Genomic DNA, 16,995 nt, shown 5'->3' with positions numbered 1-16,995 from the left:
CACTCGAAAGCTGAACCTTGTTATAAAAGTAAACTTTCATAACGGCCACCGAAATGGCGTTTGGTTGATGCTTTTCTTGCGCAAGTGCCCACACAGATTACTTGGCTTGATATATTGTTAAAGAACGTTTGCTCGGCTCAGTGGAGCTCGTAGCGAGGGGCGTATTCTACACACCTCATTTTTGCTGTCAATCGCTTTCGAAAAGTTTTTTCATTTTCTCATGCTAATATCGAGCTTTCGGGGTTGTTATTGGAAAGTTAACATCCTGTTATAGGCTTTTAACTTTCTTTTTCGTAAGAAGTGGTTGTTTTCACAACTTTACTCTATTACTTAATTCCCGTTTTCGTTGGCTCGATTCGCTAAGTGCTTGTCGTGTATGCCGTCGAAGTGGGGCGAATTATATAGACCTGAACGAATCCAGCAAGTACTTTTTGCAAGTTTTCTGCTTTTTTTGTGTTAACCGCAGAAAAATCACTCAGGTTGGCGTAAGATCACCCATATCATGAATGTTTTCTAAGCAAAGCATTCCCTAACACAATAGCAGCGCACGCAATAGCAGAGGTAACTATGTCTACACGTATCGAAATTGGCCGTCCTTATAAAGGTAAATACCCAAAAATCGCGGAAGGTTGTTATATCGATTCTTCAGCTGTTTTAGTTGGTGATATCGAAATTGGTACGGATAGCAGTATTTGGCCTTTAGTTGCTGGGCGTGGTGATGTGAATCATATTCGAATTGGTGCCCGCACTAACATACAAGATGGTGCTATTTTGCATGTTACTCGCACCAGCCCAAACGACCCTGAAGGTTATCCATTATTAATTGGTAACGATGTAACCGTTGGCCATCAAGTAATGTTGCACGGCTGCCAACTTGGTAATCGCATTTTAGTAGGAATGTCGGCGATTGTTATGGACGGTGCTGTAGTGGAAGATGATGTTATTATCGGTGCGGGTTCTTTGGTGCCTCCGGGTAAGCGTTTAGAAAGTGGCTTTCTTTACGTAGGTAGCCCGGTGAAGAAAGCGCGGCCACTTAACGCCGATGAGCAAGCCTTCTTAACAAAATCAGCAGAAAATTACGTCTGGCTGAAAAATGAATATCTTGCTGAAAACGAATAAAATAACCGCCTTATTATAACTAATGAAAATCGCGAGATTTCAGCTGAGCAATAGGTAGTTGGCCACTGAGATCTCGCATATCACCCGCAACAATATGAATTACATCGCCTTCCATTTCTAAAATACCTTTCACTTGTAGCAGCCGAGCTTTCATCCATTGCCGCCGCTGCCGCCTTGCTAGATCTTGCCAAAGCACTATGTTTATTGTGCCGCTCTCATCTTCTAGTGTCATAAAAGTAACGCCGCTTGCCGTACCCGGCCGCTGCCGATTGGTTACCAAACCTATTACGGTAACTAATTGCCCCGCCCGTAAACCCGCTAGCTCTGATGCCTTACGGTGCTTCGGCAATACATCATGGTCATTTAAGATGGCCAATGGGTGCCGGCCCAAAGTTAACCCAGTAGTACTGTAATCTTCTTGCATATCCGCTAATTCACTAGGTGCCGCAAGCGCATAATCACCCGCTTGAGTTTCGGCGCCTGCTAATAATGGTAATTGCTCACCTAGCTTGGTGGTATCCCAGCGCGTTTGATAGCGGTTACCGGAAAGCTCAGCAAACGCATTGGCGCTAGCTAAGTGCTCCTGCGCATTACCGCTTAATGAATTTTCTGTAGCATAACGTTCAAATTCGGCCATATCGTTAAAGCCAGAAGTAGGGCGGTTCGCAAGTAACGCCACCATATCTTTCTTCGCTAACCCTTTAATTAAACGAAAACCTAAACGAATAGCTGGTTCGCCATTACTTTTTTGTAACTGATGATCCCAGTTGCTAGCGTTAATCGATATAGGCAGTATTTCAACTCGGTGCCTACGAGCATCTTGCACTAACTGCGAAGCGGTATAGAAACCCATTGGCTGGCTATTTAGTAAACCAACATAAAATGCCCCCGCGCAGTGGCGTTTTAACCAAGCAGAAACATAAGCTAAGTTGGCAAAGCTTGCCGAGTGTGATTCAGGAAAACCATATTCGCCAAATCCACAAATTTGCGCAAACAAACGCTCGGCAAATTCTTGGCTGTAACCACGCGCCAACATGCCTTGAATTAGTTTTTCTTCAAACCCCATAAGCTTGCCTTTGCTGCGCCAGCTAGCCATGGCTCGGCGTAAGGAATCAGCTTCGCCACCGGTAAAACCGGCCGCTACCATAGCTAACTTTATCACTTGCTCTTGAAATATGGGTACGCCGAGCGTTCGATGCAGCACGCTTTCAACTTCAGCACTGGGATAACTCACGGCTTCTAAGCCCGCACGGCGGCGCAGGTAAGGGTGCACCATATCGCCTTGAATAGGGCCTGGCCGCACAATTGCAATCTGAATCACTAAATCGTAAAAACACTTTGGTTTTAAGCGTGGCAACATATTCATTTGCGCCCGCGATTCAATTTGGAATACCCCCACTGAATCTGCCTTTTGCAGCATTCTATATACTTCCGGATCATCTAGCGGAATACTCGCAAGGGTATATTGCTGTTGATAAAACTCAGGAAGTAAATGTAGGCTCTTACGAATGGCGGTTAACATACCTAGCGCCAGCACATCTACTTTTAATAAACAGAGCGCTTCAATATCATCTTTATCCCACTGAATAACTGTGCGATCTGGCATCGCCGCATTCTCTACCGGCACTAAATCAGAAAGCTCGCCAGCAGCAATAACAAAGCCACCAACATGCTGAGAAAGGTGCCGCGGAAAACCGAGCAACTCGCTAGTTAGCGCCAGCAGGTGTGCCCCTTGCGGGTGATTCATAACCCCCATACTTTGCAATTGCTGCCGCCAATCTTCTTCGCTATCGCGCCTATCTAAACGATGCAGTAATTGCTGCAATTGCGCTTCCGGAAAACCAAGTGCTTTACCAACATCACGTAAGGCACTACGCAGCCGATAGGTAATTACCGTTGCCGCTAAGGCCGCTCGATGCCGGCCGTATTTATTATAAATATATTGAATTACTTCTTCGCGGCGCTCATGCTCGAAATCAACATCAATATCGGGTGGCTCGTTACGCTCACGGGAAATAAAGCGCTCAAATAGCAAATCGGATTGTGCTGGGTTTACTGCCGTAATGCCCAAACAATAACAGAGCACCGAGTTAGCAGCCGAGCCGCGGCCTTGATGCAAAATACCTTGCTGGCGAGCAAATACCACCACATCATGTATGGTAAGAAAAAAATGCGCATAGCCAAGCTCGGCTACTAGCTCAAGTTCTTTATTTAATTGCGCACGTATTTTTTCAGGCACACCGTTTGGATAGCGCCAACGTAACCCTTGCTGCCCTAATTGCTGTAAATAGCCGTTAGGTGTAAACCCTTCTGGTACTACTTCGGCTGGGTATTCATAGCGTAATTCTGATAAGTTGAAATTACAGCGTTCGCTAACCCGAACCGTTTCTTTTAGCCAAGCGGCCGGAAATATCTGTTGCAACGAATTGAGATCTCGCAGGCAAGCCTCGGCATTAGGCACCAGTTTATCACCCAGATTAGCAACCGTTTCATGGCTATGAATACTTTGTAATACATGTAGTAATGGCAACCGTTGGCTGTGGTGCATTAAAACACCGCCAGTAGCTACCACCGGCCAATTCATTTGCTCACTAAGTTGCCGAAAAGTGCGCATATGTTGACGATCATGAGCTTGTAGATAACGCTGATACATTAACCAGCTTCGGCCGATAAAATGATTCTTAAGTTCGCTCGCTAAAACCAACAGCTTATTGCTTTCAGCTCTAAGTGAAGAACTCTCAGCCCCATCAGCGGCAACTTCAGCATAAAAACCTTCTTCCGGCGGTTTCCAAAGTAATAAACAATTTGCCAGTTCACTTTTCAATAAATCTTTGGCATGAAAGGCATAGCTACCTTTTGCAGCCGCTCGCCGACACTGGCTAATAAACTTACCTAGCTCAGCATAGCCTTGCCGATTTTGCACAAGTAGCACAAAGATACCGAATTCTTTACAACGAAACTCGCTACCAGAAATTAAATGAAAGTGTTGTGCTTCCGAGCTATTAGCAGGCAGAGCTTTTGCGACTTTCCATGCTTTTACTAAACCGGCAAATGAGCATTCATCGGTAATAGCGATACTTTGATAGCCAAGTTTAGCAGCGCGTTCTACTAATTCACCTGGAGCAGAAGCTGCACGTAGAAAACTATAATGGCTCAAGCAATGTAATTCAGCGTAGGCCATTAGCTAAACCAGCCATGTAACCACCAACATTCCTGCTGGTAATCATAAAATAACCAACCGGGCTGGCCGCGTTGATTTCGAGCTACCCAATAATCACGATGCCCCAAACCTTGAATAACAGCTGATGTGTATTCGCCCCACGAATTTGCCATAGGCTCTTGTGTGGATTCTTTCATGGATCTCCGCATAGAACTATTCATACAATTCTGCATAGCATTTGGCGCAGACAAGTAGGGCGTATCACCTGCCGCAAGTTGCCACCACGGTGGTTGATAACGCTCAGGGCCCCGCAATAAACACCATTGTTGTATTTGCACAGGCTTTGGTGTTGGTAACAACCATAATGGCCGCCCTAGAACATGCGTAGTGTGTATCGCTGAGCCCGCAGCTGAGCGTTGCCAAGCTCTTTCAGGTAACCAATCATGGCGATTCTGTACGCCAAATACCCGCGAATAACCCAGCCGTAGTTGCAGTTCATTTAATAAACGCGGTAATGATTTTCGTTGTTTCTTCCCACCATTAAGTAAATCACCATGCTCTTTACTACGCGGTTGCAAACGCTTTGCCTGAATGCTCATCTCTAAAACCGCCGCCGGCAGCTTCAATGATTCCATTTTTAACTGGCAAAATACCGCGAGCTCAGCAGCCAAATAGCCGCCATGGGCAAGGCCAATTTCTAATTTAGTAGGTTCAATATCACGATGATAAAAGGTTAATAACAAATAACGCGTTTCTTGTTGCCGCCCTTCTAAATAATGCTCTAATTCCTGCAATAAGCGCTTTAACGGGAAGCGCAAGGCTTGCCACCCGGAAGTTTCGGCCAATAAGGTTAAGCGTTGGTAAAACCAAAGCGGAGGTTGAAAGTAGCGCAGTGATTCATGTTGCTCACCCTGAATGCGCGCCAGTAAATGCACTAACTCTTTCCCCAAGCGTTGCCCCGCAAGTGCGCGCGGAATAGCTTGCAGCGCCCCCAGCGTATTCAAACCCATGCGTATTAATTGTGCTTGCAGTTTGGCATCGCAGGGCAAATATTGAATCGGTATATCACCCACCGTTTCTACCCCCGACTGCGCCAGCATCTTCGCTACCGGCGGAGTATTCCCCACACCACAATGATAACGAACTTGCCAAGGCGCCAGTTGCAATTGTAGTTGCTCTTGGCTTTGCCGAATATCTGGGTAGAGCTTTTGCATGGGCTTTAAATCTAACCACAAACCATTGGGTGGATCTAAACTGATAACGGCAAACACTTGGTATAAATCGGCCGCCAAGTGCTGCAATAAATGCCGTTGTTGCGCTTCACGATAACGGTACGGGACAAGATCTTCAGCCAAAAGCCAAGCATCAGAAAGCGAGCTACTAGGGCGAATACCCATGTTAGCGGCAATATCGTTGCATTGAATTACTCGTTGCTGTTGCTCGCAATACAGCACCAGCGCCCGCTCAGCCAGTTCCGGCTGCAATGCCAACATTCGATCAAGCTGCAGCGAGGGTAACTGCACATATACCCACATACTCAATTACCTTTAAAAGTTAAGCTGGCCAGCGCGGAAGAGGCTGCCGAGGCAAGCGAATGGGCCAACCGCCATGGCGCTTTAATAGCTGCCACTGCACCTGGCCACGCGGCGCATTTGCCGCCATAGCATGGGTTTTATCAGGAGTAAGCAATACCCGTAAGCGAGTGGCATAACTACGCGCCTCTTCGTTTTGTATACCGGTAAGCACAAACACCCAAGCATCGGTTTCTGCCGCCGCCAAATGTAAACGGCGCACTGCGGTAGCACTCAAACTATCAGCCCAGAGCAACAACACACCTGCTTGCCCGCTATGCAAAATACTTTCAGCGGCCCATAAAGTATCAGCCTCACTCGCTGGCGTAAGCACTATATGCTGCGCGCTTTCTGGGTTTGTTAAACCCGCTTGTTGCAGCATTCCAGCTATCGCAGGAGCATAAGGGAGAGCAGGGGGCGCTAACCAAAAAACCGGCCGCGCTGCTGATGCTGCGGCTATAACCGCCGGGGCAAGCAAGCTTAATTCACCACTAAAGGCATATTCACACTGTAATTCATGCACACGCTGGCAACGCCAACCGCCACCAAGCGCTTGATCAAGCAAAGGCTGGCCAGTAGAAACATAATCGGTTGCTGCGGCTTTACCAAAAGCACCAAACTCTCCGTTCTTGCCACTATTCTGGCCACTATTCTTCCATTCACCACCTCGCCAAAGTGCGCCTTTATCCATCAATTGCTGAAGATTAGCCTGCATATAAAAACACCTCGATAATATACTGTATATTTATACAGTATATATTAGGCTAATCTATTTTGTTTGCAAGGGGTTCTACTGTTCTGTAAAACTTCAGGTATCATTACAAAAATAAGAATAAACAGGGAACGCTTGATTATGCTGCGCTTTTTACCAGCTCCATTTCGAATTTTAGTGAACTTCCTTTGGGGAGCTTTAGCTACTACAGTGATCGGCATCACCATCATTTTATTAGGTATTATTAAATTTATTCTTCCCATTCCTGCCATTCAGCGCTTTGTTTCACGCATAGCGAATGCTGCATTTCGCGGTTGGGCTTATTCAGTTTCCGCCATGTTCCGTATTAGTTACCCAGTGAAATGGTACATTGAAGGTGATATTCCCGATGATCGTGATGGTTGGTTTATGATTTTATGTAACCATCAAAGCTGGGTTGATATTGTTGCGCTCATGCACCTTTCACGAAAAAATCTACCCATGCCACGTTTCTTTTTAAAACATCAGCTCTTGTGGGTTCCCGTTATTGGTATGGGCTGTTGGGTTCTCGATATGCCTTTCATGAAGCGTTACAGCAAAGAGCAAATCGCGAAAAACCCAGAGTTGAAAGGCAAAGATATTGAAACAACGCGTGAGAAGTGTGAGAAATTTCGGCACATACCTACTACCGTTATTAATTTCTGCGAAGGCACTCGTTTCACGCCAATAAAACATAAGCAAAAAGGCAGCCCGTATAAGCATTTGCTTACCCCTAAAGCCGGGGGCACATCATTTACGCTACAAGCCATGGGTAACCAATTCCAAGAAATTCTTGATATCACTTTAGTGTACCCAGATCGGCAAACTGATAAATCGATAGTGCTCGATTTACTCGCTGGCCGCTTGCAGAGTGTTTATGTATATATTGATCGTATTCCGGTAACCGATGATTTACGCGGCGATTACTTTAACGATCCAGAGTTTCGCGATCACTTTCAAGGCTGGCTGAACAGCCGCTGGGAACTGAAAGATAAACGTATTGAGGAAGTTTTAAACCGCTAATAAAAAATCCAGCCATCGGTAAACGATAGCTGGATTTCTACGTTAACTTAATTAATCTTTGTTGGTTTTCTCTTCTTTTTCGATTCTTGCTTCTTCATGATCCGCGGTTTGATTTTTAGGAACCTCTTCTCCCAACGAGGTTTCCTTAGATTCATCTTTTTTCTCTGAATCTTTTACACCAAAATCACGCAATGAACGCAAATCTACGCCACTTGGATGCTGATAAACCCGCAAGCCAAACTCTGGCAAGATAGAAAGCAAGTGATCGAATAAATCCGATTGAATCCCTTCGTATTTCACCCATTCAGTTGTATTGGTGAAGGCATACACCTGCAAAGGCAAACCATCTGAGCTTGGCGAAAGCTGGCGTACCATCATGGTCATTTTTTGATGAATTCCCTGATGGCTCTTCAAATAGTTCAGCACATATGCGCGGAATGTTCCGATATTAGTAATTCGCCGAGTATTCGCCGGCTCTTTACCTTCATCTTTTAAAGATTGATTCCACTCATCAATTTCTTTTTGTTTCTCCGGCAAGTAATCGCGTAATAAACGGAAGCGGCTCAGGCGCTCTTTTTCTTCTGAGCTTAAAAAGCCTACGCTTTGCTGATCCAGTAAAATGTTTCGCATTATGCGCCGGCCACCCGATTCCTGCATACCACGCCAATTCTTAAACGAATCGGTAATAAAACGGCGAGTAGGAATAGTTGTAATGGTTTTATCCCAGTTCTGCACTTTCACCGTATGCAGGGCGATATCAATTACATCTCCATCGGCATTCAGGGTAGGCATTTCTACCCAATCACCCACACGAACAATATCGTTAGATGAGATTTGCATGCTAGCAACAAGCGAAAGCAGCGTATCTTGAAATACCAAGATAACTACCGCCGCCATTGCACCAATACCTGAAAGTAAAATTACTGGCGAGCGATCAATTAACGTAGCAATAATCAGAATTGCTGAAATAACATAGATAACAATTTTGATAACTTGGATGTAGCCTTTAATAGGCTTCATGTGCGAATCGGGGCGCCGCTCATAAATCGTGTTAATTAGCGTTAACGCACCATTTATCGCCAATGCTACGGTAAGTATTACAAAGGCATTCGCAACGTTTTGTACTATCGCAACTACGATTTCGGGAATTCCAGGTACCAGAACAATACCCGCTGAAAGCACCAATGCCGGAATTACATTCGCAAGCCGGGCAATAACTGTTGAGTTGGAGAGCGTATCATCTTGCCCTAAAGGGGTTGCTCGCAAAGCACGCATCAAGCCACTAACCAAGAGCCGTTTTACTACCGCGTTGCTCAACCAAGCAATAATGAAAAGCACAAACAAGCCCGCAGCTAAATTGAGCTGCGGATACTGTTCAAGCCAAGCAAGGCCCTGATTATATAAGGCGATCATTTCTTCCATGCAAATAACTCCGGTACTAAGCTTCGCTTAAGTACATAAAAGTGCTGGTTACCCTTTTTCCATTAGGTAACGCGCAAGCTTCAAGTAATCTTCGAAAAAGTTCGCCGAGTTATTAAAGCCACCTGGCAACATTTCATACTTACGATTCACAATGTAGGTTGGTGTACGGCTAATGGCAAATTGGCGCTGCAATGAGCTCATACGATTACTTAAACCACGTACCTGCATACTAGCAAATGCGCGATCATACATTTGTTCTTCAACACCTAAATCAAGCATTACTTGCTTTGCTTCAGCTACGCTATTGGTAAAGTTATTGCGTACAAAGTGCTTCTGGAACATACGCTCTTTAAATTGCTCATCAACACCCAACATAATCGCTGTAGCCCAAATTGCCTGAATGTTATCGCGAATTGCGGCATTCGGAACAACCAAGTTCACGTGATATTTTTGAAAAGCATCGCCAAATTCGGCTTTTAACATATCGCTGAACGGTGCGTACTGGTAACAGCCGTTACAATAAAAAGAAAAGAAATCAATAATTTCTGGGTTACGGCTGGCCGTATCACCCACCACACGATAATGCACACCTTCTTCAAAATTCTGCGCCTGAGCTGGTGCTAGGGCTACCAATACAAGGGCAAATAATGCTACTGCTAAATTTTTCATTATATTTTCCTGTGAAATATCGAAATATTACGGCCATTATGCCGTTAGTTAAAACCTGGCTGCAAGCGTAACGGTTCATCATCGAACGCGGCCAACTGCTCTTTCAGCGCTAATATTTGCTGTTCCCAATAACGAGGCTCAGCAAACCAACTAAAACTACGTTCAAAAGCTGGGTCACTCCAACGTTCAGCAAGCCATGCCATGTATTGAATGATTCGAAATGCGCGTAAAGGTTCAATTAAGCGAAGTTGTGCAAGGTTAAATTCCGCAAACTCTTCATACCCTTCAATCAGCGTTTCCAGTTGAATTTGTTGCTCCATACGCTCGCCCGAAAGCATCATCCATAAATCTTGAATAGCTGGGCCTTGCCGGCAATCATCAAAATCTACCAAGGTAAGGCCATCTGGGCGCCAAAGTAAGTTACCAATATGGCAATCGCCATGCAGCCTAATTTGCTCATGCTCATGCCACGGAACTTGTTGCAAACGTTTCACTACAGGCTTAATAATCGCCGCGAACGATTCTCGCAACGAATCAGGTAATAATGAGCAGGTGAGTAAGCGCTCTTGATGCTTATTCAGCAGCTCTAAATCAATTAACACCGGCCGGTGTGCAAACGGCTTCGCTTTGCCAACCATATGTAAACGGCCCAAGTGGCGGCCTAAGTTCTCTAATTGATCAAGCTGCTCAGGCTCTAACGCTCGGCCACCGATGCTTGGAAATAATGCAAAGCGATAACCTTTATAATGCAGCAAGCTGGTGGGCATCTTTAGCGGGCATACCACCGGAATCTCGGCATCATACAAAGCAAAAGTAAAATCATGCTCTTCTTGTATTTGTTCATCACTCCAGCGATTCGGGCGATAAAATTTCACCACATAGCGCTTACCATCTTCGGCAATAAATTGATAAACCCGGTTCTCATAGCTATTCAAAGCCAATAAGCCAGAAGTAGGATAGAGGCCAGTGGCCTCTATCGCATCGAGAATAAAATCAGGCGTTAAATCTTGAAAACTAAAAGCAGCCAAAGGCACTCCAGCAGTGTGGGTGAATTGTTATTGATAGATAAAGTTCGTTTTTACTGTTTTACGAATCCGCCCATCATCAATAGCTTCAATCGTGAAGTTAATTTCAACTAACGGTTGCTCTAAGAAATAAGGGTCTACCGCTATAGTAACAGGTATTGTCTCTGTCATTTCCGGCGCGAGCTGAATTTCAGTAATGCCTTGTAACTGCATATCTTCAATACCCTGAACATTTACTCGATACGTTTGAACTTCTTGAGTTTTATTAATCACCCGCAAGGTATATACATTTTCTATCCAACCTTCTTGGTTCTCTCGATATAACGTATTGCGATCACGAATAACATCAAACTCAAGTGGAACCCGCAGCAGAATATCAGCTACCAACAATGCTGTAAGCGCTAATAATGCCAATCCATAGCCTACACTCTTAAAGCGGAATACCTTGGTTTCCCCACCCTCTAAGCGGCTTTGAGTAGTGAAGCTAATAAGTTTCTTCGGATACCCCATCTTCTCCATTACATCATCGCAGGCATCTATACAGGCACCACAATTAATACACTCATATTGCAGGCCATTACGAATATCGATTCCGGTAGGGCATACCTGCACGCAAAGGTTACAATCAATGCAATCACCTTTACCAATGGTGGCCGGATCTACTTTTCGTTTCCGCGGGCCACGAGGCTCCCCGCGTTCCACATCATAGGCTACGATATACGTATCTTTATCAAACATCGCGGCTTGAAAACGCGCATAAGGGCACATGTGCGTGCACATGATTTCTCGCATCCAGCCGGCATTACCATACGTAGCGAAAGTAAAAAACAGCACGCTACCCGTAGCCCAAGCGCTTGATTGTAAAAACCAAAAATCAGTAAACAGGGTGCGAATATCGGTGAAGTAGCCCACAAATGTCATCGCTGTGAGCAGCGCTACAATAATCCATGCCGCATGCTTAGCAAACTTACGCCAAAATTTATCGGCGTCCATTTTGCGCTCATCAAGTTTCATACGCTGATGTCGGCTACCTTCAATCTTCCTCTCAAACCACATGAAAATGAACGTCCATGTGGTTTGCGGGCAGGTGAAACCGCACCAAACACGGCCAAATAAAGTAGTAACGAGGAAGAGAGCGAAGGCAGAAATCATAAAAATCCATGCCAGAATCGTGAGATCTTGTGGCCACAGCGTCATGCCAAAAATGCGGAATCGTTGGTCAATAATATTGAATAAAATCGCTTGCTCACCATTCCAGGTAAGCCATGGTAAAGCAGCAAAAAGCGCCATAAGCACAAAACCAAGAACGCGCCGAGTAGTTTCTACCTTACCCTCAGTTTCACGCACGTAAATATGATTTTTTCCTGGCTTTTTACCACCTGAACTAGAATCAGGCTTTTGAATTGAAACATTCTTTCTCGGCGGTGCCGGTTGCACGGTTATAGGCTGCGCTTGGGCTTGGCTACTATCTGATCGTTTTGAGTTTTCAAAAGGTTGATCAACCACGATATATCCTGCCATTTAATGAAACCAAGGGGAGTGGGCAAATTATACGCCCATTCCCCATAAATATCAGGGGATTTCGCTGATCTGGATCAAGGTTTACACGGGTGCACTCATGGTTAAAAAGGTTGCCGCAATGCCAAAGTAGATAAGCACACCGCCGGCATCCGCAATCGTGGTTACAAGAGGAGCACTTGCAACCGCCGGGTCCCAACCCAAACGCTTGAGCAAAAACGGTAATAAAATACCCACAAAGCTACCCACCAACACAATACTAATCATGCTGAGTGCAACAATAGGAATAATCACCGGATCAACTCGGAAAAACGCCACCGTTGAAATGGCAACGGCCATAGTAACGCCAAGCCCCACCGAAACGATTAATTCCTTACCCAACATATACAGCCAATCTTTTTTCTCTACATCGTTGGTGGCCATACCCCGCACGATAAGCGTAGCCGCCTGCGCTCCGGTGTTACCGCCCGAAGCGATAAGCAACGGCAAGAAGAATAGCAACGCAATGTTGGTAGCAATCAGATCTTCGAAGTAAATCATGCCCATACCAGAGAAAATGTTAGCGAATACTAACAACACCAACCAGTTAATTCGGCTCCGATAAATAAGAAATGGGCTAGCATCTTTAATACCGCCTTCTAATTTACCAACCGTTGCTGATTTGTGCATGGTATCGGTATCTTCTTCCTCAACAACGTCCATCGCGTCATCGAAGGTAACCATACCAATCAACACATCGTCATCTGAAACCACTGGAATAGCGATTAAATCGTAGCGGCTGATAATCCGCGCGGCTTCCGATTGCGGCATTTCTGGGCGCAACACCACAACATCACGGGTCATGATATCTTCAATTTTTTCACTCGGCGCCATAGTAATCAGCTGGCGCAGTGATACCACACCTTGCAACTTATGTTCACGATCTACCACGTAAGTTTGATAAATCGTTTCTTTTTCTGGAGCGCTCTGGCGTAAACGCTTCAGTGCATCATCAACCGTGCCAGAAACTGGAATTACCGCGTAATCTGAAGTCATTACCGAGCCTACGGTGCCTTCTTCATAGCTCGCTAAGCGCAACAAATCTTCGCGTTCTTTCTTTGCTAAGCGGCGCATTACCGCATCTTGCAGTTTTACATCGAGCAAAGCGTACACATCGGCCCGTTCATCCGACGACATATCCCGGAATAACTGCGCTAACACGCCTACTTCCATGTGGCTTGCTAAATCTTCTTGGTTGTTCGGGCGTAAATACCCAAAAACTTCGGCTTGCTGCTCGCTTGGCATTTTATCGAGTAATGCCAGCGTGCTATACACTTCAAAGTTTTGATCAATATATTCGGCAACGTCAGCCGCTGGAATTTCAGCCAACGCAGCACTCAACGCTTGCTCATCACCTTGTGCAACCAAATCAATTAAATGTTCATAACCTTCGTATGTCATGCCAATATCTCCTTGGTCATGAGCCCACGTAATCCGCAAATGTGCAGCAACAATAAACTTTGATTCATGGGCAAACTCCTCTTCCAGCGTACATCGCCGTTGAGAGTATCCTCAAAAGAACACACGGATTGGGGTGGTTGTGCAGGTTCTGCTATTTTTAGCAGGGGATGGGCTGCAACTCTACCTTAAGCGCTCAAGCTCGGCAAAGTCGCAGTAACACTGAATCAGAGCGACTGGGACTTCAACGTACCTGAACGGCATATTCGTCGTGAACTATCCAAGATTTACTCTCTCCGCGCTACAATTAACGCAGTAATTTTAGAAAAGGGCTGACGATTGGTCAACCCCACGGTGAAAAAATAAACGAAATCCAAGAACTTATAAGCTCATTTACTAATTCTAACAACCGTTATCCTAGCAACTCGCCTTAATGAACTGTTGGTATTTCCATGTTGTCAGCGTGTTCGCTCAGAAAACGCTCCGACATCACACTGTTAAATTCTTCACCATCACGATATATGAACAAGGCGGCAATATCATGCTGATTAGCGAACGTTAACCCGAGCTCCTCACCTAACACCAGCAACACGGTAGCCAATGCATCTGCCTCAGCAGCGTTAGTGCCCAGTACATTCACTGCGGCGAGTTTGTGAGTAATTGGCCGACCATTAATTGGATTAATTGTATGGGAATAACGCACACCTTCGTGCTCAAAATAGTTACGATAATCACCAGAGCCCAACATAGCTATATCGTGTAATGGCAAAATATGCCGAACTACTTGCATGCTATCGTTTGGCGCTTCAATACCAATACGCCATTCTCTATTCTCGCTGCGCTTACCTTGAGCAATCAAATCACCACCAATATTAATTAAATGGTTCGATAGCCCCATAGCATGTAAGTAATCACTCACTTCATCAACCGCATAACCTTTGGCAATGCCAGAGAGATCGATAAATACATCGGTTAAGCGAGTTACCGTTTTACTTTCTGCATCGAGTACTACGTTTTGATAACCAACCTCTTGTAAACGCTGCTGCAGTTCAGCTTCTGAAGGTGCTTTGGTAATGCTTGCTTCTGGGCCAAATCCCCACAAATTTACTAACCCACCAATGGTGTAATCAAACGCACCAGAAGAAACTTCCGCAATATCGTAACCTAATGCCAGCACGTAAAAGAGCTCATCAGGCACAGTCACAGGCTCACCTAACGGCGCATTATTTACCGCAATTAATACCGAATCTTGGCGATAGGTAGACATCTGACGATCAATCTCATTCAAAATATCCATCACCCCAGCTTCGATCTCTGTTCGTTCAAATTGGTGCTGAGTGCCAATGCTTACTTCAAAAAAAGTACCAAAAATGCGCCCTTCTAACACTTCTGGCTGCGGCTCTGAATTTCGGGCGCAGCTTGCTAAAAAGAGAACAACCAGAATCAATGATAACTTTTTCAACATAGCAATCGCTCCAAAATTAGTTACAAGAAATACCATAAAAGTAGGCCGCCGAGTGCAATCCGATAAATCACAAACGGTTGCATACCAATTCGTTTAATAAAGGCTAAGAAATAATGAATACAAGCATAGGTGCTAATCACTGCAACCACGAAACCCACCAATAAAACATCCCATCCCATACTGGTGCCATTCTGCACAAGATCGAGTGTAAGCAGCAAACCTGCAGCCGCAATAATCGGAATTGAGAGTAAAAAAGAGAAACGAGCGGCTGATTCGCGGTTCAAGCCTAAAAACAGAGCCGCTGTCATGGTGATACCGGAACGTGACGTACCCGGAATAAGCGCCAGCGCTTGAGCAAAACCAATAATTAATACATCTTTTAGCCCCAACGAATATTCATCGCGGCTACCACGGCCTTTCCAATCGGCGAGGCCTAAGAGTAGGCCAAAAACGATCAGTGCAAAGCCCATTACCACTTCGCTGCGTAATATCACCTCGGCAGCATCTTTGAGCAAAATGCCCAATATCCCAGCAGGAATTGTACCGATGATCACCCACCACGCCAGTTTTGAATCTTTGGTTTTCTCGCCGCCTACTAATGCGCCACACCAATCTCGGCCCATCGAAAACACTTCTTTGCGAAAATAAGCCACTACTGCCACTAACGATCCAGCATGCAGAATGACATCAAACTCTAGGCCTTGGTAAATATCACCCAACCATTGCCCCGCCAGCACTAAATGCGCTTGGCTTGAAACCGGTAAGAACTCAGTAATTCCCTGCACTAATGCAAGCCAAAAAGCGGTGATGTAATCCATGCTGATTCCGTTTCAATAAAGGCTGTTTTGCTAAACACTGATAAAACACATTAAAATTCAGCCGCGATTGTAGCAGAGAAAGACACTCAATCACCAATCAGGTACACTTCTTAAATAAAGTTTCAGTGGAAGAAAGTAATAATGAAAAACTATGTACAGTGGGTGATTAAAGGCCTTGCCATGGGCACCGCAGATATTGTTCCTGGTGTTTCTGGTGGCACCTTAGCTTTCATTTTAGGTATTTACGAACGGCTTTTAAAAGCACTTACGTCGTTCAACGTAGCCGCAATTCGCCTGTTGTTCCGAGGGCAAATCAAAGCGCTTTGGCAGCATATCGATGGCGCATTTTTGCTCTGTTTATTTGGCGGCATTCTGTTCGCCATTTTCAGCCTTGCGAACCTTATTGTATACCTACTCGAATTTCATCCGGTGCCGCTATGGGCCTTTTTTAATGGTTTGATCATCGCTTCGCTGCCCCTACTCGTTCGCAATATCCAATGGAACGTGTTGCGCGGCATACTGTTTGTTCTCGGGGCAGTATTTGCCATGCTAATTACCACCTTAACGCCAATGCAAACAAACCCATCAGCATGGTTGTTCTTCATTGCCGGCTTTATCGCCATTTGCGCCATGATTTTGCCCGGCATCTCAGGCAGCTTTTTGTTATTGATTATGGGTATGTACGCGCCCATGACAACGGCCGTAAGTGGATTGCAGTTCGGTGTGCTCATTCTCTTTGCGTTGGGCTGCGTTACCGGCTTAATGATTTTCGCGCGGGTGCTCACCTTTGCGTTAAAGCGCGCTCATGATGCCATGCTAGCATTACTATCAGGCATTGTACTGGGTGCGCTTTTTCGAATTTGGCCGTGGCAAATTGAGAATCAATTGGTAAGCCCTACGGCCTACAGTGAAAATTTTGGTTCCAGCCAACTCGGTTATGCTGTTCTAGCGTTTATTATCGGTGCCTTGGTAATTCGAGGCTTGCTTCAACTGGAAAAATTGTTTAAAAATGGAACAGAGCCTACTCAATAAATAGCT

13 protein-coding genes are annotated in these 16,995 nt (G+C 45.2%); 3 read left to right on the top strand and 10 right to left on the bottom strand.

The window, feature by feature from the left end; all coding sequences use genetic code 11:
* Positions 1-567: 567 nt before the first annotated feature.
* Positions 568-1,119, top strand: a complete 552-nt coding sequence (locus A28LD_RS03065; protein WP_007419598.1) for a gamma carbonic anhydrase family protein — start codon at positions 568-570, stop codon at positions 1,117-1,119.
* A gap of 19 nt (positions 1,120-1,138) precedes the next feature.
* Here A28LD_RS03065 and A28LD_RS03060 read toward each other — a convergent pair whose 3' ends face one another.
* From A28LD_RS03060 to A28LD_RS11840, 3 genes are read right to left on the bottom strand one after another with little or no spacing between them, the layout of a single operon-like run.
* Positions 1,139-4,300, bottom strand: coding sequence for an error-prone DNA polymerase (locus A28LD_RS03060; RefSeq protein WP_007419597.1), 3,162 nt, complete (start codon positions 4,298-4,300; stop codon positions 1,139-1,141).
* Positions 4,300-5,814 carry a Y-family DNA polymerase gene (locus A28LD_RS03055; protein WP_007419596.1) on the bottom strand — a complete coding sequence of 505 codons (1,515 nt, stop codon included), beginning with the start codon at positions 5,812-5,814 and terminating at the stop codon, positions 4,300-4,302. The genes A28LD_RS03060 and A28LD_RS03055 overlap by 1 nt, the downstream gene beginning before the upstream one ends.
* 19 nt (positions 5,815-5,833) lie before the next feature.
* Positions 5,834-6,565 (bottom strand): ImuA family protein, encoded by a 732-nt coding sequence (locus A28LD_RS11840; RefSeq protein WP_007419595.1) that lies wholly within the window; start codon positions 6,563-6,565, stop codon positions 5,834-5,836.
* Positions 6,566-6,703: 138 nt separating this feature from the next.
* Between A28LD_RS11840 and A28LD_RS03045 the strand changes: the two genes are divergently transcribed.
* Positions 6,704-7,603 (top strand): acyltransferase, encoded by a 900-nt coding sequence (locus A28LD_RS03045; RefSeq protein WP_007419594.1) that lies wholly within the window; start codon positions 6,704-6,706, stop codon positions 7,601-7,603.
* A 51-nt stretch (positions 7,604-7,654) separates the two neighbouring features.
* Here A28LD_RS03045 and A28LD_RS03040 read toward each other — a convergent pair whose 3' ends face one another.
* The 7 genes from A28LD_RS03040 to A28LD_RS03010 all read right to left on the bottom strand — a co-directional run bounded on the left by A28LD_RS03040 (position 7,655) and on the right by A28LD_RS03010 (position 15,957).
* On the bottom strand, positions 7,655-9,025 hold the full coding sequence (locus A28LD_RS03040; protein ID WP_007419593.1) for a mechanosensitive ion channel family protein: 1,371 nt from the start codon (positions 9,023-9,025) through the stop codon (positions 7,655-7,657).
* A gap of 48 nt (positions 9,026-9,073) precedes the next feature.
* Entirely contained in the window at positions 9,074-9,694 is a 621-nt protein-coding gene (locus A28LD_RS03035; RefSeq protein ID WP_007419592.1) for a DsbA family protein, read from the bottom strand.
* 44 nt (positions 9,695-9,738) lie between these two features.
* Positions 9,739-10,722: a serine/threonine protein kinase gene (locus tag A28LD_RS03030; RefSeq protein ID WP_007419591.1), complete on the bottom strand. Its 984-nt coding sequence runs from the start codon at positions 10,720-10,722 to the stop codon at positions 9,739-9,741.
* A 27-nt stretch (positions 10,723-10,749) separates the two neighbouring features.
* Positions 10,750-12,240: a cytochrome c oxidase accessory protein CcoG gene (ccoG, locus tag A28LD_RS03025; protein ID WP_083824766.1), complete on the bottom strand. Its 1,491-nt coding sequence runs from the start codon at positions 12,238-12,240 to the stop codon at positions 10,750-10,752.
* An 81-nt stretch (positions 12,241-12,321) separates the two neighbouring features.
* On the bottom strand, positions 12,322-13,677 hold the full coding sequence (gene mgtE / locus A28LD_RS03020) for a magnesium transporter (protein ID WP_007419589.1): 1,356 nt from the start codon (positions 13,675-13,677) through the stop codon (positions 12,322-12,324).
* Between the two features lie 427 nt (positions 13,678-14,104).
* Entirely contained in the window at positions 14,105-15,139 is a 1,035-nt protein-coding gene (locus A28LD_RS03015; RefSeq protein ID WP_007419588.1) for an FAD:protein FMN transferase, read from the bottom strand.
* A 20-nt stretch (positions 15,140-15,159) separates the two neighbouring features.
* Positions 15,160-15,957: an undecaprenyl-diphosphate phosphatase gene (locus tag A28LD_RS03010; RefSeq protein ID WP_007419587.1), complete on the bottom strand. Its 798-nt coding sequence runs from the start codon at positions 15,955-15,957 to the stop codon at positions 15,160-15,162.
* Positions 15,958-16,098: 141 nt separating this feature from the next.
* Between A28LD_RS03010 and A28LD_RS03005 the strand changes: the two genes are divergently transcribed.
* Positions 16,099-16,989: a DUF368 domain-containing protein gene (locus A28LD_RS03005; protein ID WP_007419586.1), complete on the top strand. Its 891-nt coding sequence runs from the start codon at positions 16,099-16,101 to the stop codon at positions 16,987-16,989.
* Positions 16,990-16,995: the final 6 nt, after the last annotated feature.

The organism is Idiomarina sp. A28L (assembly GCF_000218785.1).
In the GTDB taxonomy this organism is placed as follows: Bacteria; Pseudomonadota; Gammaproteobacteria; order Enterobacterales; family Alteromonadaceae; genus Aliidiomarina.
Note: the sequence above shows the minus strand (reverse complement) of the source record. Positions and strands in the feature narration are given on the sequence as shown.